The sequence below is a fragment of the Bacillus sp. FSL R5-0820 genome, assembly GCF_038593385.1.
GTDB lineage: Bacteria > Bacillota > Bacilli > Bacillales > Bacillaceae > Bacillus > Bacillus altitudinis.
In genome coordinates, this window is the sequence record NZ_CP151991.1 from 289,974 (window position 1) to 311,935 (window position 21,962).

Sequence of the window (21,962 nt, forward strand, 5' to 3'; positions counted from 1 at the left end):
TATTATTTGTCTATTTTACCATTTGTTTTTTAAAATGGATCATTTCAAGACAGAAAAAGGACGTTTCACGACATTTTTATGTCAGACAGGCGGTATTTTTTCTATCATAGACGTAGATAGTCGAAAGGGGCGAACCAAATGATTACTCTCAGCGATTGTAGTTGCTGGTTTACAGATAAGAAAAAAGTCGTAAAGGCGATGAAACATATGACGTTCTCCGTGAAGGAAGGAGAAGTCGTCGGCATCTTAGGAGAAAATGGTGCAGGGAAAACCACATTATTGCGAGCCGTTGCGACATTATTGGAGCCTACTCATGGAACAGTCAATGTTGCAGGCTTTGATACAGTCAAAGAAGCAACTGAAGTGAAGAAGCGAATTGGGGTCTTATTTGGCGGCGAGACGGGACTTTATGACCGTTTGACGGCTCGTGAAAACCTTGAATACTTTGGGAAATTATATGGCTTAGATCAGCATGAAATCAAAGCAAGAATTGAGGATTTAGCAAAGCGCTTCGGGATGAGGCAGTACATGGATCGCAAGGTAAAAGGATTTTCAAGAGGGATGAAACAAAAGGTGGCGATTGCCAGAACATTGATTCATGACCCTGACATTATTTTGTTTGACGAACCGACAACAGGTTTAGATATCACATCGAGTAATATTTTCAGAGAGTTTATTCATCAGTTGAAACAGCAAAATAAAACGATTCTATTTTCAAGCCACATCATGGAAGAAGTCAGCCTGCTTTGTGACAGTGTCATGATGATTCATCAAGGAGAGCTCGTGTACAAAGGAACGCTTCCAGAATTATATGCACAGGAACAAAGTGAAGACTTGAATTACATCTTTATGTCGAAGCTCGCAAGGGGGAATGCATAATGTGGAAAACCGTCTTTTTAAAAGAAATGACAGATTCGCTCAGAGACAGGAAAACGTTGCTCTTAACAGTGTTGATCCCTCTTTTGACAATGCTCGGACTCGTGTTTTTCTACGAAAGCATGATCGCTGATCCAGGCGATAAAACGTATACAGTCGCAATCAATGAAAAGCTTCCGTCCGATATGAATGACATGATCAAAGAAGTGAAAAACCTGAAACTTGAAACATTTGATGACCCGCAGCAAGCCGTTAAAGTTGGTGAGGCAAATGCTTATCTAGAAATGCCAAAAGATGCAGGCGATATGCTTCAGCATCAAACATCGTTTGCCATTAAAGTCCATGGGTATCCAACAGATGATGATTCAGTGATTGCGGTTCAAATGCTGCAATCATTGCTTGAACAATATCAAAATCAAGTCGTAGAAAAGCGTTTAGCACAGGATCAGATCAAATCGTCAGTGATTCATCCGTTTGAGGTGCAATCAGTTGATGTGCAAGAAGGAGAGGACGGGGATGGAGAAAACGGGGTGACCACCATGCTGCTGTCGATTCTCCTTCCAATGATTTTAGTGACGTCTGTGATCTCAGGTGCTTTGCCAGCTGCGCTTGATATCGTAGCAGGTGAAAAGGATAGAAAGTCAATTGAAGCTTTATTCCTGACACCGGCCAGCAGACTTCAGCTTTTAATTGGAAAATGGCTAGCTGTGTCTATGTTTGGTATATTAAGTGGCATTGTGGCGATTGGCATGCTGCTGCTCTCTACATTGCTCTTTACAGAAAAACTGAAACAAGCGCTGAACTTCGGAGATCAAGTGTGGAGCATCATCGGCGTTATGTTAGCGGCATTAATTATTTTCTCATTCATGGTATCAATGATTGAACTGCTGCTCAGTGTCGTTTCAAGCTCAGTGAAAGAAGCACAATCGTACATGTCCATGATCATTACACTAGGTGTGATTCCGATGTTTTTCACCATGAGAGCAGGCGCTACGCAGCTAGATACGTATTACTTTGCTATCCCATTCCTTAATATTCATGCACTATGTAAGCAATTGATGTTTGGCATCGTTGACCCAATGTCAATTGCCCTGACGCTCGGCTCCTCGGCGCTGACAGTGATGATTTTGTTTGTCATCGTGAGAAGTTTGTTTATGAAAGAGAAATGGATGCTTGCGAAATAGAAAGATCATTTCATTGATAAAGATGAAGAACTTGTAGATTTTTTCTACAAGTTTTTTGTTTTGTATGTTTAAATGAGTGATAAAAATTGGGTCACAATGTGAAGGAGGTTATAGAATAAAAATGCTCAGTCGTGTAAAATTTTACTTAATTTTACTTAAAAGGGGTTTTGTATATGAGTTATCAAGTAGAAGACGATGATGTTTTGGGATTATGTAATATATATGCTCAGCAAACACATCATTTTGAAGCTTTCATTTTAGGGAATAAAAAAGGACTGATAGAATTGAGAAATGCAATTGATAGAGCTTTAGAAACAGGTAGTTCTGTTGCACATTTATTCCCATCTGATTATGAAGGCTATGAAACTTATATTGCTTTAGTAAACGATGAGCAAAGGTTCGAGAAATTAAACACTCCTTATGTAGAGGAATACATGCAAGAAGACGATGCCATTGATCCAATTGACATCATAAAAGAATATGATGCTGAAAAAGGGAATTCCTCTTCATAATATGCTTCCTTTTGTCAGTATAAGCCTTCCCGATAAGGAGATGCGAGAATTGCCAACAGTCTTCAGTTATGGAATCGCCTGCTTCATCGCTTTTCTATTAATCACTTTCGTTCTTACCCATAAAAAACTAGAAAAGAAACTTGATCTGACGATTTTGATCATAGTAGCCATCATATTATTGATGGTGAACGTCTTGTGGATATGGGTCACGCTTTTCTTCTTTACTTGTATATATGTTGGAACCAAATATAGACATCAATCGAAAAAAGACTAAAAAAACCCCCGGGAAACGGGGGTTTTTCTTTAGTTCTTGATGAACTTCTCAACCAATGAGCTTGTTTTGTAGTCGTTCAAATCAAGTTTCCATTGGTCGATATCGTTTTTCTTCATGTTCACTTCTACTGTTTCTTCAGAAGATGATGGTCCTAATTTTTTAAATTCATCTGGATAGATAGAAAGTAGATATTTCTGTGCATCATCATAAGATGCTGTACGGTTTTTGCTGTAGAATTCAGTTGCTTTTTCTTTTAAACGATCGACAAGCGGGCTTGCATCAATTGGTGTAAGTGTCACAGTCACGACAGCTTTATCACCACTGATTGATTTTGTTTTCGTTGATACTTTTGATTTTTCAGCTAATGTTTCTTTTACAGCTTTTAGAAGCTTATCAAGGTTTTCGTCTTTTGCTGAGCTAGATGAAATACCAGAAGAAGAAATGTAGCCTTGTTTGAATGATTTATCAAATTCGTTTACGACAGTTGATTTGTTATCACCTGTTAGTTTTTCGAAATCGTCATTTTTCTTACCAAAAATCATGACATCAATATAAGAAGAAAGGGCTTTTGCAGACGCTTGAAGTGTATCTGCCTTTTTCATCAAGTCTTTTCCTTTAATATCGAATTCTAGTGTTTTGTCATCTTTTTTCGATCCAGTACCAGGCTCTGTGTAGACAAGTTGATAGTCTTTTTCTTTATCAACTACATAGAAAAGACCACCTTTTGATACTTTACCTGCATTTAGAGAGCTTGAAGATAATACTTCGTTGTAGTCATCAGGAGAGATGGTAGACACCTGAGCGTCATCTTGGTAAAGCGTAAAGTTGCTTTTATCCACATTCAATGGTTCTTTGCTGATGTTTTTTACAGATACATTCACTTTTAGGACATACTGATCATCCTGAACAGATGTATCGTATTGAGGTGGTAAAGTGTACTCAGCACTTTCTACTTTTACTTCAGCTGCATCAAGAGATTTTTTTGTATCGCTTTCTTTCGCAGCAGTTTTGTCTTTTCCACCACTACAAGCAGCAGCGACAACAGTTACACACAAAATCAGAAGAAACAGGGATAATTTCTTTTTAAACATGAGATGTTTTCCTCCTCGGGTTTTATGGTGAATTTCATTGGAAAGCTTTAGTTCATATCATTCTTTTTGCACAAAAAGAAAAATACTGTATGTTTTTTACTGTAGAATGAAGCGAAAGTACTGTCAATACCTCAGTGCGTTCGAAAGGTTCATCCACTTCAAGTAGTAAAAATGACACTATGTTGAGAGGAGAAATGTGTATTTTATTGTTTGAAATCTCCTGTAAAAACTCAACATTTTATATTTTAAGGTTTTTAGTCGGATTATTGAATAGGTTCAAATGACTGTTTTTGAAGAAGATGTAGCAAATAGAAGGATTTTTATGACTTGTAAATGAGTCGTTAGTAATGAATATTTTTTCCTGTGATGTGTATGATCACTAGGTTTGTGTGTTGTTGACAGAGAGACACTTGTCCAGCGAAATGTTGAGGTATTTAGACAGGCTCTCGACACGGAATGTGTCTTTTCCCTTCAAAATGGCAGTCATCTACACAGAAACCCTACATAAAATAAAAGAGAAATGAATGGGAGGTGGATGTATGGCAGTGGTAAGAGCGACAAGCTCTGATATTGATTTAATGGCCAGACTGCTGAGAGCCGAAGCGGAAGGTGAAGGGAAACAAGGGATGCTGCTTGTAGGAAATGTAGGCATCAATCGTTTGCGTGCCAACTGTTCTGACTTTAAAGGGCTGCGTACGATTCCACAAATGATTTATCAGGAGCATGCGTTTGAGGCAGTCACACATGGCTATTTTTATCAGCGAGCACGAGAAAGTGAAAAGACACTTGCACGGAGGAACATTAATGGTGAACGATTTTGGCCTGCGAAATTCAGTCTTTGGTATTTCAAACCGCCTGGAAATTGCCCATCCACTTGGTACAATCAGCCGTTTGTGGCAAGGTATAAGTCACATTGCTTTTACCAGCCCACAGCTGAAACTTGCGAGAATGTTTATAACACCTTTTAGCTTAATGAACAGCACAATCCTTTGTATTCAAGAGGATTGTGTTTTTCTTTTTTTCAAAATGGGTAACCATTGTGTATCAACAAGATGAAGCACGTGATCGGAGGAAATGAAGATGTATCAAGACTTAAAAGGGAAAACAGCCATTGTGACAGGTTCTTCTAAAGGCATAGGACAAGCCATCGCCTTGAGATTTGGACAAGAACAAATGAACGTGGTTGTGAATTATAAAGGCGATGAAGAGGGTGCTGAAGAAACAGTACAAGCCATTCAGCAGCATGGAGGTAGGGCGGTGAAAGTACACGCAGATGTCTCCAAAGAGGAAGGAATTCAGGCGTTAATGGATGCCGCGCTGGAGAATTTTAACGCACTAGATGTGTTCGTCAATAATTCAGGATTTAATGGTGAAGAAGCAATGCCGCATGAAATGACGTTGGAACAATGGCAAAAGGTCATTGATGTGAATATCACAGGCTCATTTTTAGGAGCAAAGGCAGCGATTGCCTATATGATGGAACATGATGTGAAAGGATCAATCTTGAATATATCCAGTGTCCATCAAGAGATCCCGCGTCCGTTTAATGTTCATTACTCTACTTCTAAAGGAGGAATGAATATGATGACGAAGACGCTGGCTCTTGATTATGCCGAAGCGGGTATTCGGGTCAATGCGATTGCACCAGGTACAATGGCAACGGAATCAAATGACGATCTTCAAGATGAACAGAAAAAACAAAAGCAGCTTGAGAAAATTCCAATGAGAACGTTTGGCGATCCGAAAGAGATTGGGTCTGCCGCTGCATTTCTCGTATCGAAAGAAGCGGCCTATATTACAGGTACTACATTATTTGTTGATGGAGGAATGACACTTTATCCATCTCAATTAAATGAATAATAGAAAAACATCCGCCCCGTTAGCCGGCGGATGTTTTTTCTTTGTAGCGGTGTGCTGACTTTGCTGGTTTGCCGAGCAGCATAGGATACTTGCTCAAGAAAGCGATACATGGCACCATGAGCAGCAATGTACCGATCGTATAAAAGAGCGTCCAAGAAAGCTGCGCTGTATCAGAGATATTGATGCCTAGCCCATAATAAACAAATGCCTTCATGATATCGATACCGGCAAATTGCAGGACGAGAATCACAATGGAATGACGTCCAAGATACGTCAATATCGTGGACGTTTTCAATTTGAAGCTTAAATAAATGACAGCAGCTGAACCGAGCAGTGCACAAGCATAAAAAATGAATAGATCCCCATAGTCATTCACCCGCATATCAATTCGTGAATTAAAGCTTTGCATATATGCAGTCAGTACAAGCAGACCTGTACATAACAGAAGGGTAGGATCTGTTTTTAATTCCACAAACCATTGTTTTGCTAAAAATCCAATTGAATAAAACACAACAGCCGTTAACGCAACGTTGGCATTCCAAGGGAGACTCTGGTTTAACAATAGCGTGGAAGCATATCCGGCTCCGCCGCAAAGGACGGTCAGTAAAATCAATACAGCTGGTTTTCCTTTTGTCAGACGATGCATCAAGAAAAACAACATTTCCACTAAAAAGAGCGTCGTTAAAAACCAGATGGCTGGGTTATGCGTCAGTCTTGCTTCATCGGCATTTGAAATGAAAATTCCCGTAAATGGAACGAAGGGATCAATATCTGTTTGCCCCTTAAAGGCGAAAAATCGGGTCACCGTGAACCAGAAAACGTACGTAATAATGGAGAAATAGAGATAAGGTAAGAGCAAGCTTTTCGCTTTTTTCTGTATAAATGACATAGCAGGTTGTGAGGATGATCGAAACATCATACCTGATAGTAAAAAGAAGAGTGGCATATGAAAAGAGTATATAAATTGCTTGAATGAATCAGGAATGGGTACATGTGCCATTACGACGAGCAGAATGCCGATTCCTTTAGCCGCATCCACCCAGTCGAGTCGCTTATTCATGGCCAGTCATCTCCTTCCTTCTCAGCATTGTAAACCGTTACTTCATATGTACCTCTACTATATAAAAGGTACACCTACAATGCGTTTACAGTTCGCTAACGATTAGAAGACACATTTGCGATCAGATGACAGAAGGAAGCGTTTTGACATCTCGATGTTACATTCCCCATTTTTTATGACAATGTAAAAAAGAAGCCAACGAAGGATTGGCTTCAAAATAGTTCTGCGATTCGTTCAAAGGAACGCTGTTTTTCCATTGGATCAAATGAATTGTTTAATATCATCATCTCGTCCGTTTGATAGCGGTCCATTAAGATTTGCAGCTGTTCTTTCACTGTTTGCTTTGAGCCAACAATCATTCGCTGGCGGTTTTGTAACACTTTTTTCTTTTCTTGCTCAGTGTAATGATAGTTCTCTGCTTCTTCTATAGAAGGAACGCGACTGTCCAGCCCTTTTTCAACCCGAAGTAGCCATAAGTCTGTACTGGTGGCAATGCGGCTTGCTTCCTCGTCTGTGTCTGCGCAGATTACAAAGACAGCAAACATAGACTGAGGCTGACGTGAGAAAACGGATGGAGAAAAGTGTGACCGATACGCTTCAAAAGCTTGCCTGCCTCGTGCAGGATGAATAAAATGTCCGAAAATATAGTTGATTCCAAGTGATGCCGCCTGGATGGCACTGTTTTCCCCGAGTCCAAGCAGCCAGACTGGCGGATAAGAATCAACGAGCGGAGCCGCTTTCACTCCTGCATGCCGATGACCAGAAGGCAGGCTGTCAGATAAGTAAAAAAGAAGGTCCTCCAGCTGGCGGTCAAATTGAGACAGTTCTTTCTTCACGCCGTCTGTCAAAGCGAGTCTCGTCCGTTCAATTCCGCCTGGGGATTTACCAACACCGATCTCAATCCGCCCAGGGTAAAGGGCTTCAAGCTGGCGGGTGACTTCTGCTACTTTAAAAGGGCTGTACTGCGGGAGTAAAATACCCCCGGAGCCTGTGCGCAATGTCGATGTGTGTGAAGCAATATGTGCCATTAATATTTCAGGCGCTGTACTTGCGAGTCCTCTCGTGCTGTGGTGTTCAGCAAACCAATACCGCTCATACCCTAGTGTTTCCGCAAGCTTGGCCAGCTCTGTCGTATGAACCAATGTTTCTTGTGCGGACTGGCCTTTAGGGATGGCGACTTGATCTAATATATGAAGTGATGGCATCATCAACACCCTTTCATCAATACGTTGAATTCTATCCATAAGTATAAAGAAAGTCATGAACGGAAGGAAATGAAAGGGTTTATCACAGCTATGTACATGAATTTTCTATATCAACATATGAAGTGGATGCGCGCCCTGTTTTTAAGCGAGAGGCTGTGTAACGGGGATATTCGACAATGTTTCACATGAAACACTTCTTTTACGACATGAATCATTTTTGCCATGGATCTTTCTTTAAAAAAATATCATCATATTGAAACCTCTTTTATACATAGATCGTATATACTAGTAAATAGAAAAAAGAGTAAGAGGCTCCAATGTCATTTCATGAATTTTGTCGAATTTTCATGTATGATGATTTTAATAGGGTCCATCGCTTAATAAATAGATTTTTATTATGCTGGAGGAGTGATTGATTTGGCGATTACATTAGAAAAAGGTCAACGTATTGATTTAACAAAAGGAAAAGCAGGACTAACCAATATTCTAGTTGGACTTGGCTGGGACCCTGTGTCACAAGGCGGCGGTTTTCTTGGAAAGCTGTTTGGCGGCGGAGGCGGCGCTGATATTGATTGTGACGCTTCAGTGCTGATGCTGAAAAATGATAAGTTTGTTGAAAATAAAGATTTGATTTACTTTGGCAACTTGAAAAGCAAATGCGGCAGTGTTGAGCATACAGGTGACAACCTGACAGGTGAAGGAGACGGAGATGATGAACAAGTCCTCGTCAACTTAAGCAAGGTACCAGGCAATGTGAATAAATTGGTGTTCGTTGTGAACATTTATGATGCACTTAGAAGAAACCAACACTTTGGTATGATTCAAAATGCTTACATCCGAATTGTTGACCGTTCAAACAATCAAGAATTAGTGAAATATAATTTGAAAGATGAATATGCAGGTAAAACATCATTAATCGTTGGAGAGCTTTATCGCCACGAGAATGAGTGGAAGTTTGCAGCTGTAGGAAATGGTACAAACGATGCGAAGCTTGCCGATATTACGAGAAACTACATTTAATTTAGAAGGGAGAGGTTCCTAGTGGGAATTTCTTTAGCGAAAGGTCAAAAAATTGATTTAACAAAAACGAATCCAGGTTTAACAAAAGTAGTCGTAGGTCTTGGCTGGGATGTAAACAAGTATGATGGCGGACATGACTTTGATCTAGACGCAAGCGTATTCCTTTTAGATGCAGCAGGGAAAGCAAACTCTCCATCTGACTTTGTCTTCTACAATCAAACAACTGGCGGTGGCGGAAGTATCGTACATACAGGCGATAACCGTACAGGTGAAGGAGACGGAGATGACGAGCAGGTCAATGTTGATCTTTCAACTGTACCAGCAAGTATTGAGAAAATCTCCTTCGTCATTACAATCCATGATGCAGAAGCACGCAGCCAAAACTTTGGACAGGTGTCTAACGCTTACGTCCGTATTTTAAATGCGGCATCAAATGAAGAGCTCATTCGCTATGATTTGGCGGAAGACTTTTCAATTGAAACAGCGATTATTGTAGGTGAATTATATCGTCATGGCGGAGAGTGGAAATTCTCAGCTGTTGGATCAGGTTATCAAGGCGGACTTGCCCGCATTGCAACAGACTTCGGCTTAGATATCGGGTAACGCCCGTTTTCATATTTTCAGAAGATAGGAGAGATACGAATATGGCGATTCAGCTTTCAAAAGGACAACGTGTCGATTTAACGAAAACCAACCCAGGGCTGACAAAAGTGATGATCGGACTTGGCTGGGATACGAATAAATATTCAGGCGGAGCCGAATTTGATTTGGACGCTTCGGCTTTCTTAGTAGATGCAAACAATCGTTGTCAACAAGACACAGACTTCGTGTTCTATAATAATCTGCAGCATCCAAGCGGTAGTGTTACTCATACCGGTGATAACCGTACGGGTGAAGGAGATGGAGATGACGAGCAAATTCTCGTTGATTTCTCGAAAATTCCTGCTAACATTGATCGTATCGGAATTACAGTGACGATTCATGATGCAGAGGCGCGCAGCCAGAATTTTGGACAAGTCTCTAATGCATTTGTTCGTGTTGTAAATGAAGAGGGCGGGGAAGAATTGATTCGTTTTGATTTAGGGGAGGACTTCTCAATTGAAACAGCTGTCGTCGTATGCGAACTATATAGACACGGCAGCGATTGGAAGTTTAACGCAATCGGAAGCGGATTCTCTGGCGGACTTGCAGCTCTTTGTCAAAATTATGGGTTAGAAGTGTAAAGAGAAGAAACAACTTCATTCAAGAGGCGCTGCCAATGACTCATATGAGGGTATTTTCCAAAGTGAGAAAGAAACAGCGATCAAGAATAACAGCAGGCGAAAGCCTGCTGATGCTTCTACACTTATAGGAGGAAAACCAGTTGGACATTTTGAAACATATGTTGGACACGTATGCCTCGTTTTTTGATTGGCATATGTGGGCAGAGGTATTAACAGACCCTGTCTCTTGGGGGCTTATTGGGACCCTTGTCGTGCTTGAAGGTTTGTTGTCAGCGGATAACGCACTTGTATTAGCTGTTATGGTGAAACATTTACCTGAAAAGCAGCGTAAAAAGGCATTAACCTACGGATTAATTGGCGCTTATTTCTTCCGTTTTCTATTCATTGGCGTAGGGATGCTGCTTATTAAGTTTTGGTGGATTAAGGTTCTAGGCGCTGCATACTTAGCTTGGCTGGTCATTAAGCACTTCTGGTTAGGTGACGGAGATGACGAAGCGAAGGAATTGAAAAAAGAAGGCTGGATGATTCGTGTATTTGGCGTCTTCTGGGCAACTGTTATTTCTGTAGAAATTATGGACCTTGCCTTCTCGGTAGATAGTATTCTTGCTGCATTCGCTGTATCTGAGGAAGTATGGATTCTTCTTTTAGGTGGAATGCTTGGAATTCTCATGATGCGTACAGTGGCACAATTATTCCTTGTACTCATCGACCGTATACCTGAGCTTGAGAATACGGCATTTATTCTCATTGGAATTATTGCCATCAAAATGGGCTTAAGTGCTGCTCATATTGAAATCCCGCATCTCGCATTCTTTGCGATTATTATCCTAGCGTTTATCGGAACGTTTATTGTTCATAAAATCAATAAGAAGAAGCATCAAGGTGTAACAAACGAAGCTGCGGCTTCAAAAGAAGAATAGGACGATCAAAAAGGAATGGAGTTGACTAGCGGCTCCATCCTTTTTTGAATCATCAAGTCATTACAACAGGAGGTGGCACTGCATGCGATATTTTCGTTTTTTATCAGAGACGAGGCAGCACGATATTTTTTTTAAGCGGCCGGCGGCAGTTCATTCATTGACGCCAAGGCATGTACTTGCGCATGCATTAGGTGCTACTTTGTATATGCCTGCGACAAGACAGGATGTAGCAGACATGCTGCTTTCGCAGAAATATGAAGCGCTTTGCTCTGTTGTGTTTTGCTTGGAGGACGCCATTGGTGATCAGGAAGTGGACATGGCTGAACAGAATATAGTGGCACAATTGACCTGCCTTTCTGAGACAATTCATCAATCTCCAGAAATGGCTGAGCATTTGCCGCTTTTATTTATTCGGGTTCGTTCGCCCAAACAGCTGCTCAAAATGGCAGATTTGCTCGGTTCCTCTCTTCATTTACTGACTGGTTTTGTGTTTCCAAAGTGCTCCGTTCACAATGCAAAGGAATATGTAGACAGTTTGAAACGAGCTTCAGCACAAACTCAGAAAACACTATACGGAATGCCCATTTTAGAAACACCAGATTTATTAGAAAAAGAAACGAGATATCAGGTGTTGTCTGAGTTAAAGCAGATCATGCTGAATGATGAGGAATATATTTTGAATATTCGCATTGGGGCAACGGATCTGTGTGGATTGTACGGCATTCGCCGTGATCGCGAGACCACCATTTATGAGATCAGAGTCATTGCTGAGTTGATCACAGATATCATCAATTATTTTGGTCGTTCATTTGTGATATCAGGAGCTGTATGGGAGCATTTTGGACCGGCACGAAAAGAACAAAATCCATTCATCCGTGCAATTTCTAAGAGCGGTGAGTCTTTATCATCTGAGCTCGATCATATGCAAGGTCTGCTCAAAGAGACAAGGCTGGATGTGGTAAACGGTATTCATGGCAAGACAGTCATCCATCCAACGCATCTCAAGCCAGTTCAAAGCATGTACGTTGTCACAAAGGAAGAGTACATGGATGCATTAAGTATTTTAGAGCATGCAGATGGTACAGTCGGCGTGATGAAGAGTACCTTTTCTAATAAAATGAACGAAACGAAGCCGCACTATCGCTGGGCGGAAAACATTTTAATGAAGTCAGACATTTACGGGGTGTTTCATGAAAATAGAAGCTATATCGACATACTCACAGAAGCAGAAGCCGCATACGCTGAACATCTTGGAACATATGGAGGTGGAGCTTAACCTCAAAGAAGGTACGCTTCAGCTTGAAAAAGAACATCTTTTTGACATGGCGGCACGGGTGAACAAAAAGAGAGCCTTTTTATTTGTTAGTAAGGTGCTCGGGAAACATATGCCTGTTCACCCGTTGAAACCACTCCTCGTCTCAGGTCTTTTGGCAATGGCTTATGCAAAAGAACAAACAGGCAAGACGCCCCCGCACCAAGACTGTGTAGTAGATGCTCTAAAAACGGATGATCATGCTAAGTTAATTGAAGCCTATGCAGCGCTCAAACAAGAGAAGCTGCCGGCAAGTAACGAGCCGATAGTAATCGGCTTTGCTGAAACGGCAACAGCGCTTGGTCATGGTGTGTATGACGTCATAGAAGGAGCCTCTTACATTCATACGACACGTGAACAGCTGTTGGATCTTGATCCTTCACTCGTATTTGAAGAAGAACATTCTCATGCCACGGATCAGCTTTGCTATGCAGACGGCGCCTTACTTCGTACGGATCGTCCGATTGTGCTAGTAGATGATGAGGTCACGACAGGCCGGACAAATATGAATATCATTCGGGATCTGCACGCAAAGCACCCTAGATCCTCTTATACGATTCTATCCATTTTAGATTGGAGAACAGAGGAGCACGAGGAAGCGATGCTCCAGCTTCAAGAGGAGCTGGGGGTAAATATCACATCATTATCTTTATTAAAAGGGCAGATGATGTTTCGGGGAACAACACTGGATGAGCCTACTTATTCGTATGAGATTGCTGCGCAAGAGAAGAGACCTGAACTCTCTTTTCATTCTCTTCAATCCTTCTTTAAGCAAGTGCCATATTCACTTTCCCATGCAGTCAATCCGGCGGGGCATTCGCCGTATATACATGAAACAGGTCGTTTCGGTTTAAGCGCAGTGGATACGGTCGCCATTGATCAAGCAGCTGCTGAGGCTGGGCTGAAGCTTCAGCGAGAACGAAAAGGAAAACAGACACTCTGCTTAGGAACAGGAGAATTGATGTATGTGCCGATGAGACTTGCAGCTCATATGGGTGAAGGTGTCCTATTTCATTCGACGACAAGAAGTCCGATTCATCCTGTTGAAAAGGAAGGGTACGCTGTTCAAAACGGATTCGCATTTTTGAGTCCAGAGGATGCCCGTATTCAGCACTACGTGTACAATATCCCTAAAGATCAGTACGATGATGTCTTTTTGTTTTTTGAGAAAAAGGTGTCTCAAGAAGCTTTGATGCCGCTGATCCACTTATTTGCTGAGCGGCATGTGAAGCATGTGCATATTGTGACTTTATCAGATGAGGTGAAGGTGAATGGCTAACGTGTATACAAAGATGGGAAGCTATCCAGAGCAGGACGTAACCTTCTTACTCAAGGATTTATCATCGATTGAGATGGAGAAAAGTACAGAAGAGCGGGAGCGCTCTATTCAAAGCGGTGCACATTACTCAGAAATGCTGCCAATTGAATACAAGCCGACGGCATCTTATATGGACTTATTCTATCAATCTCTTGAAGAAAGTAAGCAAAAGGTAGCGGAAGCCGTAGCGGTTGTCGCAGAACAAATTGTGAAAAAGCGAGGCTTTCAAACCGTTCTTTGCAGCTTGGCACGGGCTGGAACACCAATCGGGGTGCTCATTAAACGGTATATCAGAAAGACGTATGGTCTCGATTTGCCGCATTATAGCATCTCTATTATTCGTGACCGTGGAATAGATGAAAATGCGTTGCATTATATACTCAAAGAACATCCAGGTTTTGAGATTGCCTTTATTGACGGTTGGACCGGAAAGGGTGCTATTTCCAAAGAGCTTCAACAAGCGGTGCTTGATTTTGAACAGAAATATGGAATTCGTCTTTCGAGTGAGCTGGCTGTGCTTGCTGATCCTGGTTATTGTACGAGTGTTTACGGAACGAGAGAGGATTTCCTCATTCCAAGTGCCTGCTTGAATTCAACGGTATCTGGCCTAGTTAGTCGAACGGTGCTAAACAACCGCTGGATCCATGCCGATGATTTCCATGGGGCCAAGTATTATGAAGAGCTCATTGATGAGGATGTCTCTAATCTGTACGTGAATACAATTGAAGAAGCATTTTCTGAACTTAATGCAAATGTACAAGAGAAAGCAGAGACCCTGCTCGCACAAGGAACGCCTCCTGACTGGCGAGGGATGACCTCCATTGAAGCGATTGGTCAGGAGTTCCAAATTGACAATACACATTTGATTAAGCCGGGCGTCGGTGAGACGACCCGTGTGCTGCTCAGAAGAGTCCCTTGGAAAATACTCATTCAGCCTGGATCTCGGGAGAAGCTCAAGCACATTTTACTACTCGCAGAGGACAGAGGCGTGCCCGTCATTGAATATGCCAACATGTCCTACACATGCTGCGGGCTCATCCGCCCGTTGGAGCAATCGTCATGAAGAATATCGCATTTGCCAGTGATTTAGACCGGACACTGATATACTCACATCGAATGCTGGAGCAGTATGCATACAAGGGAGCATACGAATTAATTGAGGTGCTGGACGACCGGCCGCTTTCCTACATGTCTATTGAAACGAAAGCATCCTTACAGGCAATTCATCAAGCAGGCTGGTTTATCCCAGTGACGACAAGAACGACAGCACAATTTGAACGAATCACTCTCTTTCAGCAAGAGATCAAACCAGAGTATGCCGTCACGACAAACGGCGGCTGTATCCTTCATCACGGTAAGCCGCTTGAGGAGTGGCAGGCGATTGTAGATGAGAGACTGCAAGAGTGTATGCCGGTGAGAGATATGCTGAGGGCGATCTCTGAACTTCCGGTTGCCGCTTGGGTGAAACGTACTCGAACAGCTGAGGGAAGATTTCTTTATTTGATTATGAAAGACGAGTTTCTTTCTCATATTCCGCTTGCTGAATTAAGGCTGTGGGGTGAGGAGAGAGGCTGGCAAGTTTCCCTTCAAGGCCGAAAGCTGTATTTTATTCCAAAGCCGCTCAATAAGTGGGCTGCTGTTGCTTTTCTAAAAGAAAGGCTACACCTTGAATATGTTTATGGAGCGGGCGACTCCTTGTTAGATGCTGATCTCATACGTCAAGCAGATAAAGGCTTCGCTCCGAGTCATGGGGAAGTCTTAGATGCTGAGCTATCGTTTGAACCGACGACAGCCTCTGGCATGGCGGCGGCAGACGAAATCGCCGCTTCTGTCGCAAAGAAGATGAACACAGCAAAAAAGCCTTCGATTCGATAGCAGAAGTAGAAGGCTGAATGATATGATAGTAGTAGCTTTCGAGAAAATATAGGAGAAAGGAAGGAGCGGCGTGAGTTATAAAGAAATCAACGTAACCCAGACACGGGCGAAACAGGAAGCCTGGAAAAACCTGCTGAAAAAGCCGCTCCCTGAACGAGACGGCTACGTCAAGGACGAGCACACCTTATCCTTGCCGCGTCTCGCCGCCCGCGTCCTTGGAACTCCGCATGATGCAACCGATTATTTTATTTATTTACATGAATTATACGAAACTGACGGCATGCATATTTTAAGTGAAACCCTCAACCGGCATATTGAGCCGGAGCACTTTCAAGCGCTCCAGCGGATTCATATGATTAATCAGGAAGAAAAGGGATTGTCCGTGAATCGATTTGTGGCTTTCTTAGATGGTGAACAGCTCATTGTCCGTCATCCAAACCCAGTGATGAACCGGCATATCCGCCTTTCGTTAATCCAGGTGTTTGAACATTTCAAGCAGCTGCATGAAGGGGGATTCCAGCATCCTGATTTCCGTCGTGTGCTGCTAGATGTAGTGAAGTTTTCAAATAATCACTTAGGACCATGGCTGAAGGAAGGCAATATGGAAGAAAAAATGCCATCTGTCATTTGGTATGGAGAGGCGAATAAAAGTCAGCTTTATTTTCTTTACTATGTCATGCTGATTGGCTGTGATGTGGTGCTGTTTCATCCAGAAGGCAAGGATCAATTTCGTGAATTAGATCCAGAAGAAAAGCTGACTTTTATTGATCAGTATCCAGGGACGTCAAAGCTTGAACCGTTCCCTACTGAAAAGCCTGAGAGGAAATCAACGGTGGCGTACCGTTCGACAAGAGAGCTTGAAGAGGTACTTCACACAGAAGATTCCATGCTGTATAAGCCATGGCAATTCAGAGATCATACCCCTCATTCTATTACGCTAAAGACAACGTATGATGAGCTGTTTTTAATTGCGAAGGAACGGTCGTTTATCCGCCCGAATTTCAAAGCAGACCGTGACACCATACAGATTCCGAATCTTTTTGCGAAGATGATGGGGGTGACGAGAGACAAGCGAGAATATTGGGACCGTATCCATACGCTAATGGAGGGGAAAGAAACGAAAACGATCCGTCATTTCCCTTTCACACAAGAAGTGTCTTCGAATTATCAATTTCATTATCAGCATGCACTTTCTAAAGCAGGAGAGGTTGACCCTGATTTGTTAATGAAAAGCAATGTGTGGCAGTTCTCGCATTTATATGAGGGCACGCAGCGTGCGATCGCAGAGGCCATTTCTCGCATTTGTCAGCATCCGAAGCTGTTAAAAGAAGGCCATGAGACTGAATTAGATGTGCGTATTTATTTATTCAAGCAGCTTCTGCATATGAACCAAGATGTAATTGAACTCATTCAAACCTTTGATTATGCCCAGACTGTACCGAAAGTGATTTTATACCATACGGAATATAATGGTGAGCTGACTCGTTCTGATGCGGCTGCCCTGATTTTCCTAAATGAAATGGGTGTGGATCTCTTCGTGTATCATCCCGCCGGCTATCAGTGTATAGAGCGGTATATAGACGATCAATTATTTGATACACATTGGCTTGATGAAATGGTCATGAACCAAGAGTTTAAAGAGCCGTCTATTGTGAGAAAGTTATTTCAATCCATTAAAAACCGATAAGGAGATCAAAGCTTATGACAAATACAAACGGAAATGACATCATTTCAATTGATAAAGAGGAAATCACGATTGAAAAGGCAGACGATATTCGCGTTCAGCTGCGCAATGAACCAGAAGTCCAAAACATTGCGAGACAGATTGATGCCAAAAATCAGCTTGAACTGCTTGAATACGGGAAACAGCCGGCTGTCGAAATCTCTAAGTTTTCTGATCGTATCCTCTCTATGATGCGTTCAACAAGTGTCACAGACTCAGGAACGATGCTTACACAGCTTGGAAAGATTATGGATCGTTTTGATAAAAATGATTTTGACGAGCCGAAGGGCGGTTTGTTGTCAAAAATCTTTAAACGCGGCGGTAGCATGATCGAAAAGATATTCAGCAAATATCAAACGCTCGGTGCAGAAATTGAAAAAATCAATGTGGAAATCAGTAAATACAAAGATGAAATGACCAAATCGACGGTTACGCTTGAAGAAATGTATGAGCATAACATTCAATACTATATGGAGCTTGAAAAGTATGTCGTCGCAGGGCAAATGAAGATCGAAGAATTAAAACAATTGGTTCCTTCTTATGAAGAAAAAGCGGCGGGGGGAAACCAGCTGGCACAAATGGAGCTGGATACGCTTCGTAATGGGATTCAAGCGCTTGAAGAGCGTGTATATGATCTTGATATGGCACGGATGGTGGCACTTCAAACGGCACCGCAAATCCGTTTGCTGCAGCGTGGTAATACGAAATTAATCGGGAAAATTAACTCTGCCTTCATCATTACGATTCCGATTTTCAAAAATGGAATCATTCAAGCGGTAACAGCGAAGAGACAAAAGCTTGTGGCTGATTCCATGAGTGAACTGGACAGAAGAACGAATGAAATGCTGAAACGAAATGCTGAAAATATCTCAAGTCAAAGTGTTGAGATTGCTAAATTATCAGGTCGTCCAAGCATCGACATTGAAACGATCGAATCATCCTTCAATACGATTGTACAAGGGATGAAAGAGACGAAGCAGATTGAAGAAGAAAACAAACGATTACGTGAGGACGGAACAAAACGTATGCTTGAGCTTCAAGATAATATTAAGAAAGCTGCCCTAGAGTCCTAAAAAAACAGGCTGTCTGTAACTAAAGTTGCAGGCAGTTTTTTCATGAATTTGATTAAAATTTGAGGAAAAAGGTTTTTATGTGACCTTTTTCGGGTAAATCCTGTTCAGGGGCATGGTTCACCCATGAAAGAAAAAGTCCGCTATCACAAGGATTCGACTTATTTTTTAGCACAATAAGGAATTTCCAGTAAAATATTGTCTGGTGAGAGGAAATACCCCGTAAAATATGTAGTTTATGAAGCATTCTATAGGATTTACGAGTAATACGGCGTATAAACTGTAATCACCAGACCTCTATATGGAATTCATACATATTGTACGGAAATAAGCGAATTCTAAAGATTGTTCGCATCATAACGCTTATGTTACGGTTATAAAGATGCTAATTTGGAGGGAAAAAATGAATTCTGAAGAGAGAAAGATCAAAATCAAGATAAATAATGTATCTAAAATTTTCGGTAAAAATGCTAAAAAAGCATCTCAAATGCTTGAAAAAGGGAAGACAAAAAGAGAAATCCTAAAAGAGACCGGCGCAACAGTTGGTGTCAATCGAGCAAATTTTGATGTTTATGACGGCGAGATATTTGTCATCATGGGGCTATCAGGGAGCGGAAAGTCCACACTTGTGCGGCTGCTAAATAGGTTAATCGAACCAACCTCCGGAGAAATTTATATTGATGGGGATATGATAACAAATATGTCAAAGGATCAATTGCGTGAAGTCAGACGGAAAAAGATCAGCATGGTCTTCCAAAACTTCGCATTGTTCCCGCATCGTACCATTCTGGAGAATACAGAATACGGGCTTGAATTGCAAGGTGTAGAGAAAGAACAGCGCCGCTCTAAAGCGCTTGAATCTTTAAAGCTTGTTGGACTTGAAGGTTTTGAAGAGCAGTACCCAAATCAATTAAGTGGCGGTATGCAGCAGCGTGTTGGATTGGCACGTGCACTAGCTAATGACCCTGATATTTTGTTAATGGATGAAGCATTCAGCGCACTAGATCCATTAATTCGTAAAGACATGCAGGATGAATTGCTTGAGCTTCATACGTCTGTAGGAAAAACAATTATTTTCATCACGCATGATTTAGATGAAGCGCTTCGTATTGGCGACCGCATTGTCCTCATGAAAGACGGGAATATCGTTCAAATCGGAACACCAGAAGAAATTCTGATGAACCCATCGAACGAGTATGTTGAACGTTTCGTTGAAGATGTAGACCTTTCTAAAGTATTAACCGCTGGTCATATTATGAAACGTGCAGAAACAGTTCAGCTTGATAAAGGGGCACGTGTTGCGCTCACGCTCATGAAGAACCTTGGTATTTCGTCTATCTATGCAGTAGATAAGAAAAAGCATTTATTAGGTGTTATTTCTGCACAAGCAGCGAAAAAAGCGGCAGAAACGGGTGCGTCGCTAGAAACTGTTCTTGATAAAGAATTTACGACAGTATTGGAATCAACGTATTTAACAGAGATCTTTGACGCGGTGTCTGATGCGAACATTCCAATTGCCGTTGTAGATGAGAAAAATAGAATGAAGGGTATTGTGGTCAGAGGTGCATTGATTGGTGCATTATCAGGTAATGATGAATATATCAACATGTCTTCTAACGAGCTAGAGGAAATTAAAGCACAAGAGCCTTCTGCACAGGAGGTAGAATAAGATGTTTAGTATGAGTGATTTACCTAGAATTCCGTTCGCGGATTATATCGATCAATTTGTTGACTGGTTAACATTAACCTTTGGTGGTTTCTTTGATGGCATTACAAATGGATTAGCTGGAACAGTAAATGGTATTGTAGCTGCACTTGGCGTGATTCCATCTATTATTTTAACGCTTATCTTTGCCGGCATTGCTTGGTGGATCAGTACAAGAGGAGTTGCTCTTTTCACACTTATTGGATTCTTACTGATCGACTATTTAGGCTACTGGCAGCCAATGCTGCAAACACTTGCGCTCGTTCTGACAGCTGTGGTCATTTCTATCGTGATCGGGGTTCCGATCGGTATTTGGGCATCACAGAAGGAAACGGTGCGTAAAATTGTCACACCTATTTTAGACTTAATGCAGACAATGCCTGCATTCGTATACCTTTTACCAGCGATCTTCTTCTTTAATATTGGAGTTGTTCCTGGGGTTGTGGCATCGGTTATTTTCTCTATGCCGCCAACGATTCGTATGACCATTCTCGGTATTAAACAAGTACCAGCGGATTTGATTGAAGCAACAGAGGCTTTTGGTTCTACGACATTCCAGCGTTTGTTCAAAGTTCAGCTTCCACTTGCTACAAAAACCATCTTAGCTGGGATTAACCAAAGTATCATGCTTGCTCTATCCATGGTCGTCATTGCGGCAATGGTAGGTGCACCAGGACTTGGTTCGGAAGTATATAGTGCAGTAACTCAGCTGAAAACAGGGATTGGTTTTGAAGCTGGTATTGCCATTGTTATCGTAGCGATCACACTGGATCGTATTACACAAAACATTAAAACGAAAAAAACCAGGGGGAATGCTTAATGTGGAAAAAGTCTCTCTACATTGGGATGACCGCCCTGCTCGTCTTTTTACTAGCGGCTTGTGGTGCACAATCAGATTCAAATGCAAGTGCAGCGCAGCAGGTCAATAAAACGATTATCGGGATTGATCCGGGTTCAGGTATTATGGCCTTAACCGATCAAGCGAAAAAGGATTACGGTTTAGAGGATTGGACGGTTGTATCTGCCTCAAGTGCAGCGATGACAGCGACATTGAAGAAATCGTATGACCGTAAAAAACCGATTATCATCACTGGCTGGAATCCTCACTGGATGTTTTCTCGCTACGATTTGAAATATTTGGATGATCCGAAAAAATCATATGGTGATGAAGAAGAAATTCACACCATTTCTCGTAAAGGATTTGCGAAGGATCAGCCGGAAGCAGCCAAAATGCTCAGTCAGTTTAAATGGTCTCAAGATGACATGGGTGAAGTGATGCTTGATATTCAGGATGGCGTCAAACCAAAGGATGCTGCTGTTAAATATGTGAAAAAGCATAAAGATCAAGTAGCGAAATGGACAAAAGGCGTGAAAAAGTCAAACGGTGACAAAATCAATCTTGCCTACGTTGCGTGGGATAGTGAGATTGCAAGTACCAATGTGGCCGCAGAGGTATTGCGTGAACTTGGCTTTAAAGTGACCTTGACTCAGGTTGAAGCGGGCCCAATGTGGACTGCAATTGCAACCGGAAGTGCTGATGCATCATTATCTGCATGGCTTCCAAATACGCATAAAACGTATGCAGCGAAGTTTAAAGGAAAATATGATGATCTCGGTACAAGTATGAAGGGTCTTCGCATGGGTCTCGTTGTTCCGACTTATATGAAAAACGTTAACTCGATCGAAGATTTGAAAAAATAGCCAATTGTATAACAGTTCCCTTATAATAGAAGG

At 41.8% G+C, this 21,962-nt stretch carries 22 protein-coding genes; 19 read left to right on the forward strand and 3 right to left on the reverse strand.

Annotated features, from left to right (window positions below; genetic code table 11):
• Window positions 1-138: 138 nt before the first annotated feature.
• The 4 genes from NST15_RS01605 to NST15_RS01620 all read left to right on the forward strand — a co-directional run bounded on the left by NST15_RS01605 (window position 139) and on the right by NST15_RS01620 (window position 2,846).
• Entirely contained in the window at window positions 139-879 is a 741-nt protein-coding gene (locus tag NST15_RS01605) for an ATP-binding cassette domain-containing protein (RefSeq protein ID WP_007498365.1), read from the forward strand.
• Window positions 879-2,060, forward strand: coding sequence for an ABC transporter permease (locus tag NST15_RS01610; RefSeq protein WP_342498780.1), 1,182 nt, complete (start codon window positions 879-881; stop codon window positions 2,058-2,060). The genes NST15_RS01605 and NST15_RS01610 overlap by 1 nt, the downstream gene beginning before the upstream one ends.
• 173 nt (window positions 2,061-2,233) lie before the next feature.
• Complete coding sequence (locus NST15_RS01615) at window positions 2,234-2,572, forward strand: hypothetical protein (protein WP_135226911.1); 339 nt, start codon at window positions 2,234-2,236, stop codon at window positions 2,570-2,572.
• A gap of 40 nt (window positions 2,573-2,612) precedes the next feature.
• Window positions 2,613-2,846: a hypothetical protein gene (locus tag NST15_RS01620; RefSeq protein WP_249670463.1), complete on the forward strand. Its 234-nt coding sequence runs from the start codon at window positions 2,613-2,615 to the stop codon at window positions 2,844-2,846.
• Between the two features lie 29 nt (window positions 2,847-2,875).
• On the opposite strand, the gene NST15_RS01625 is transcribed toward NST15_RS01620, so the two are convergent.
• Window positions 2,876-3,937: a DUF4352 domain-containing protein gene (locus tag NST15_RS01625; RefSeq protein ID WP_039166404.1), complete on the reverse strand. Its 1,062-nt coding sequence runs from the start codon at window positions 3,935-3,937 to the stop codon at window positions 2,876-2,878.
• 539 nt (window positions 3,938-4,476) lie between these two features.
• On the opposite strand from NST15_RS01625, the gene NST15_RS01630 reads away from it, so the two are divergent.
• Window positions 4,477-4,905, forward strand: a complete 429-nt coding sequence (locus tag NST15_RS01630; RefSeq protein ID WP_008342138.1) for a cell wall hydrolase — start codon at window positions 4,477-4,479, stop codon at window positions 4,903-4,905.
• Between the two features lie 112 nt (window positions 4,906-5,017).
• Window positions 5,018-5,797, forward strand: a complete 780-nt coding sequence (locus NST15_RS01635) for a glucose 1-dehydrogenase (RefSeq protein WP_008342137.1) — start codon at window positions 5,018-5,020, stop codon at window positions 5,795-5,797.
• Between the two features lie 19 nt (window positions 5,798-5,816).
• Here NST15_RS01635 and NST15_RS01640 read toward each other — a convergent pair whose 3' ends face one another.
• Both NST15_RS01640 and NST15_RS01645 read right to left on the reverse strand, forming a co-directional pair.
• Entirely contained in the window at window positions 5,817-6,857 is a 1,041-nt protein-coding gene (locus NST15_RS01640) for an acyltransferase family protein (protein ID WP_113747524.1), read from the reverse strand.
• Between the two features lie 212 nt (window positions 6,858-7,069).
• Window positions 7,070-8,062, reverse strand: coding sequence for an LLM class flavin-dependent oxidoreductase (locus NST15_RS01645; RefSeq protein WP_045034624.1), 993 nt, complete (start codon window positions 8,060-8,062; stop codon window positions 7,070-7,072).
• Window positions 8,063-8,479: 417 nt separating this feature from the next.
• Here NST15_RS01645 and NST15_RS01650 point away from each other — a divergent pair, with 417 nt between their 5' ends.
• The 13 genes from NST15_RS01650 (at window position 8,480) to NST15_RS01710 (ending at window position 21,929) form a co-directional block, all read left to right on the forward strand.
• Window positions 8,480-9,082 (forward strand): TerD family protein, encoded by a 603-nt coding sequence (locus NST15_RS01650; RefSeq protein WP_017358594.1) that lies wholly within the window; start codon window positions 8,480-8,482, stop codon window positions 9,080-9,082.
• Between the two features lie 21 nt (window positions 9,083-9,103).
• Window positions 9,104-9,685 (forward strand): TerD family protein, encoded by a 582-nt coding sequence (locus NST15_RS01655; protein WP_008342133.1) that lies wholly within the window; start codon window positions 9,104-9,106, stop codon window positions 9,683-9,685.
• A gap of 41 nt (window positions 9,686-9,726) precedes the next feature.
• Window positions 9,727-10,305, forward strand: coding sequence for a TerD family protein (locus tag NST15_RS01660; RefSeq protein ID WP_007498343.1), 579 nt, complete (start codon window positions 9,727-9,729; stop codon window positions 10,303-10,305).
• Window positions 10,306-10,445: 140 nt separating this feature from the next.
• Window positions 10,446-11,225, forward strand: a complete 780-nt coding sequence (locus tag NST15_RS01665) for a TerC family protein (protein ID WP_008342130.1) — start codon at window positions 10,446-10,448, stop codon at window positions 11,223-11,225.
• Window positions 11,226-11,307: 82 nt separating this feature from the next.
• Entirely contained in the window at window positions 11,308-12,501 is a 1,194-nt protein-coding gene (locus NST15_RS01670; RefSeq protein ID WP_008342129.1) for an HpcH/HpaI aldolase/citrate lyase family protein, read from the forward strand.
• Window positions 12,485-13,816 carry a phosphoribosyltransferase family protein gene (locus tag NST15_RS01675; protein ID WP_342499047.1) on the forward strand — a complete coding sequence of 444 codons (1,332 nt, stop codon included), beginning with the start codon at window positions 12,485-12,487 and terminating at the stop codon, window positions 13,814-13,816. Before NST15_RS01670 ends, NST15_RS01675 begins: the two co-directional genes overlap by 17 nt.
• Entirely contained in the window at window positions 13,809-14,918 is a 1,110-nt protein-coding gene (locus NST15_RS01680) for a cysteine protease StiP family protein (protein ID WP_007498339.1), read from the forward strand. Before NST15_RS01675 ends, NST15_RS01680 begins: the two co-directional genes overlap by 8 nt.
• Window positions 14,915-15,730, forward strand: a complete 816-nt coding sequence (locus NST15_RS01685) for an HAD family hydrolase (RefSeq protein ID WP_017358588.1) — start codon at window positions 14,915-14,917, stop codon at window positions 15,728-15,730. Before NST15_RS01680 ends, NST15_RS01685 begins: the two co-directional genes overlap by 4 nt.
• Window positions 15,731-15,800: 70 nt before the next feature.
• On the forward strand, window positions 15,801-17,417 hold the full coding sequence (locus NST15_RS01690) for a YceG family protein (RefSeq protein ID WP_017358587.1): 1,617 nt from the start codon (window positions 15,801-15,803) through the stop codon (window positions 17,415-17,417).
• 14 nt (window positions 17,418-17,431) lie between these two features.
• Window positions 17,432-18,526, forward strand: coding sequence for a toxic anion resistance protein (locus tag NST15_RS01695; protein ID WP_007498324.1), 1,095 nt, complete (start codon window positions 17,432-17,434; stop codon window positions 18,524-18,526).
• A 400-nt stretch (window positions 18,527-18,926) separates the two neighbouring features.
• Window positions 18,927-20,192: a glycine/proline betaine ABC transporter ATP-binding protein OpuAA gene (opuAA, locus tag NST15_RS01700; protein ID WP_008342124.1), complete on the forward strand. Its 1,266-nt coding sequence runs from the start codon at window positions 18,927-18,929 to the stop codon at window positions 20,190-20,192.
• Window positions 20,193-20,202: 10 nt separating this feature from the next.
• The gene (opuAB, locus tag NST15_RS01705) at window positions 20,203-21,048 is read left to right on the forward strand and encodes a glycine/proline betaine ABC transporter permease subunit OpuAB (protein WP_029575460.1); all 846 of its coding nucleotides are present in this window, start codon (window positions 20,203-20,205) and stop codon (window positions 21,046-21,048) included.
• Window positions 21,048-21,929: a glycine betaine ABC transporter substrate-binding protein gene (locus tag NST15_RS01710; protein ID WP_008342122.1), complete on the forward strand. Its 882-nt coding sequence runs from the start codon at window positions 21,048-21,050 to the stop codon at window positions 21,927-21,929. The genes opuAB and NST15_RS01710 overlap by 1 nt, the downstream gene beginning before the upstream one ends.
• The last annotated feature ends 33 nt before the right edge of the window (window positions 21,930-21,962 follow it).

Excerpts from the sequence above, each read along its gene's own strand:
- NST15_RS01605 (WP_007498365.1), top strand. The coding sequence starts at position 139 with ATGATTACTCTCAGCGATTGTAGTTGCTGGTTTACAGATAAGAAAAAA.
- NST15_RS01610 (WP_342498780.1), top strand. The coding sequence starts at position 879 with ATGTGGAAAACCGTCTTTTTAAAAGAAATGACAGATTCGCTCAGAGAC.
- NST15_RS01615 (WP_135226911.1), top strand. The coding sequence starts at position 2,234 with ATGAGTTATCAAGTAGAAGACGATGATGTTTTGGGATTATGTAATATA.
- NST15_RS01620 (WP_249670463.1), top strand. The coding sequence starts at position 2,613 with ATGCGAGAATTGCCAACAGTCTTCAGTTATGGAATCGCCTGCTTCATC.
- NST15_RS01625 (WP_039166404.1), bottom strand. The coding sequence starts at position 3,937 with ATGTTTAAAAAGAAATTATCCCTGTTTCTTCTGATTTTGTGTGTAACT.
- NST15_RS01630 (WP_008342138.1), top strand. The coding sequence starts at position 4,477 with ATGGCAGTGGTAAGAGCGACAAGCTCTGATATTGATTTAATGGCCAGA.
- NST15_RS01635 (WP_008342137.1), top strand. The coding sequence starts at position 5,018 with ATGTATCAAGACTTAAAAGGGAAAACAGCCATTGTGACAGGTTCTTCT.
- NST15_RS01640 (WP_113747524.1), bottom strand. The coding sequence starts at position 6,857 with ATGAATAAGCGACTCGACTGGGTGGATGCGGCTAAAGGAATCGGCATT.
- NST15_RS01645 (WP_045034624.1), bottom strand. The coding sequence starts at position 8,062 with ATGCCATCACTTCATATATTAGATCAAGTCGCCATCCCTAAAGGCCAG.
- NST15_RS01660 (WP_007498343.1), top strand. The coding sequence starts at position 9,727 with ATGGCGATTCAGCTTTCAAAAGGACAACGTGTCGATTTAACGAAAACC.
- NST15_RS01670 (WP_008342129.1), top strand. The coding sequence starts at position 11,308 with ATGCGATATTTTCGTTTTTTATCAGAGACGAGGCAGCACGATATTTTT.
- NST15_RS01675 (WP_342499047.1), top strand. The coding sequence starts at position 12,485 with ATGGAGGTGGAGCTTAACCTCAAAGAAGGTACGCTTCAGCTTGAAAAA.
- NST15_RS01680 (WP_007498339.1), top strand. The coding sequence starts at position 13,809 with ATGGCTAACGTGTATACAAAGATGGGAAGCTATCCAGAGCAGGACGTA.
- NST15_RS01685 (WP_017358588.1), top strand. The coding sequence starts at position 14,915 with ATGAAGAATATCGCATTTGCCAGTGATTTAGACCGGACACTGATATAC.
- NST15_RS01695 (WP_007498324.1), top strand. The coding sequence starts at position 17,432 with ATGACAAATACAAACGGAAATGACATCATTTCAATTGATAAAGAGGAA.
- opuAA (WP_008342124.1), top strand. The coding sequence starts at position 18,927 with ATGAATTCTGAAGAGAGAAAGATCAAAATCAAGATAAATAATGTATCT.
- opuAB (WP_029575460.1), top strand. The coding sequence starts at position 20,203 with ATGAGTGATTTACCTAGAATTCCGTTCGCGGATTATATCGATCAATTT.
- NST15_RS01710 (WP_008342122.1), top strand. The coding sequence starts at position 21,048 with ATGTGGAAAAAGTCTCTCTACATTGGGATGACCGCCCTGCTCGTCTTT.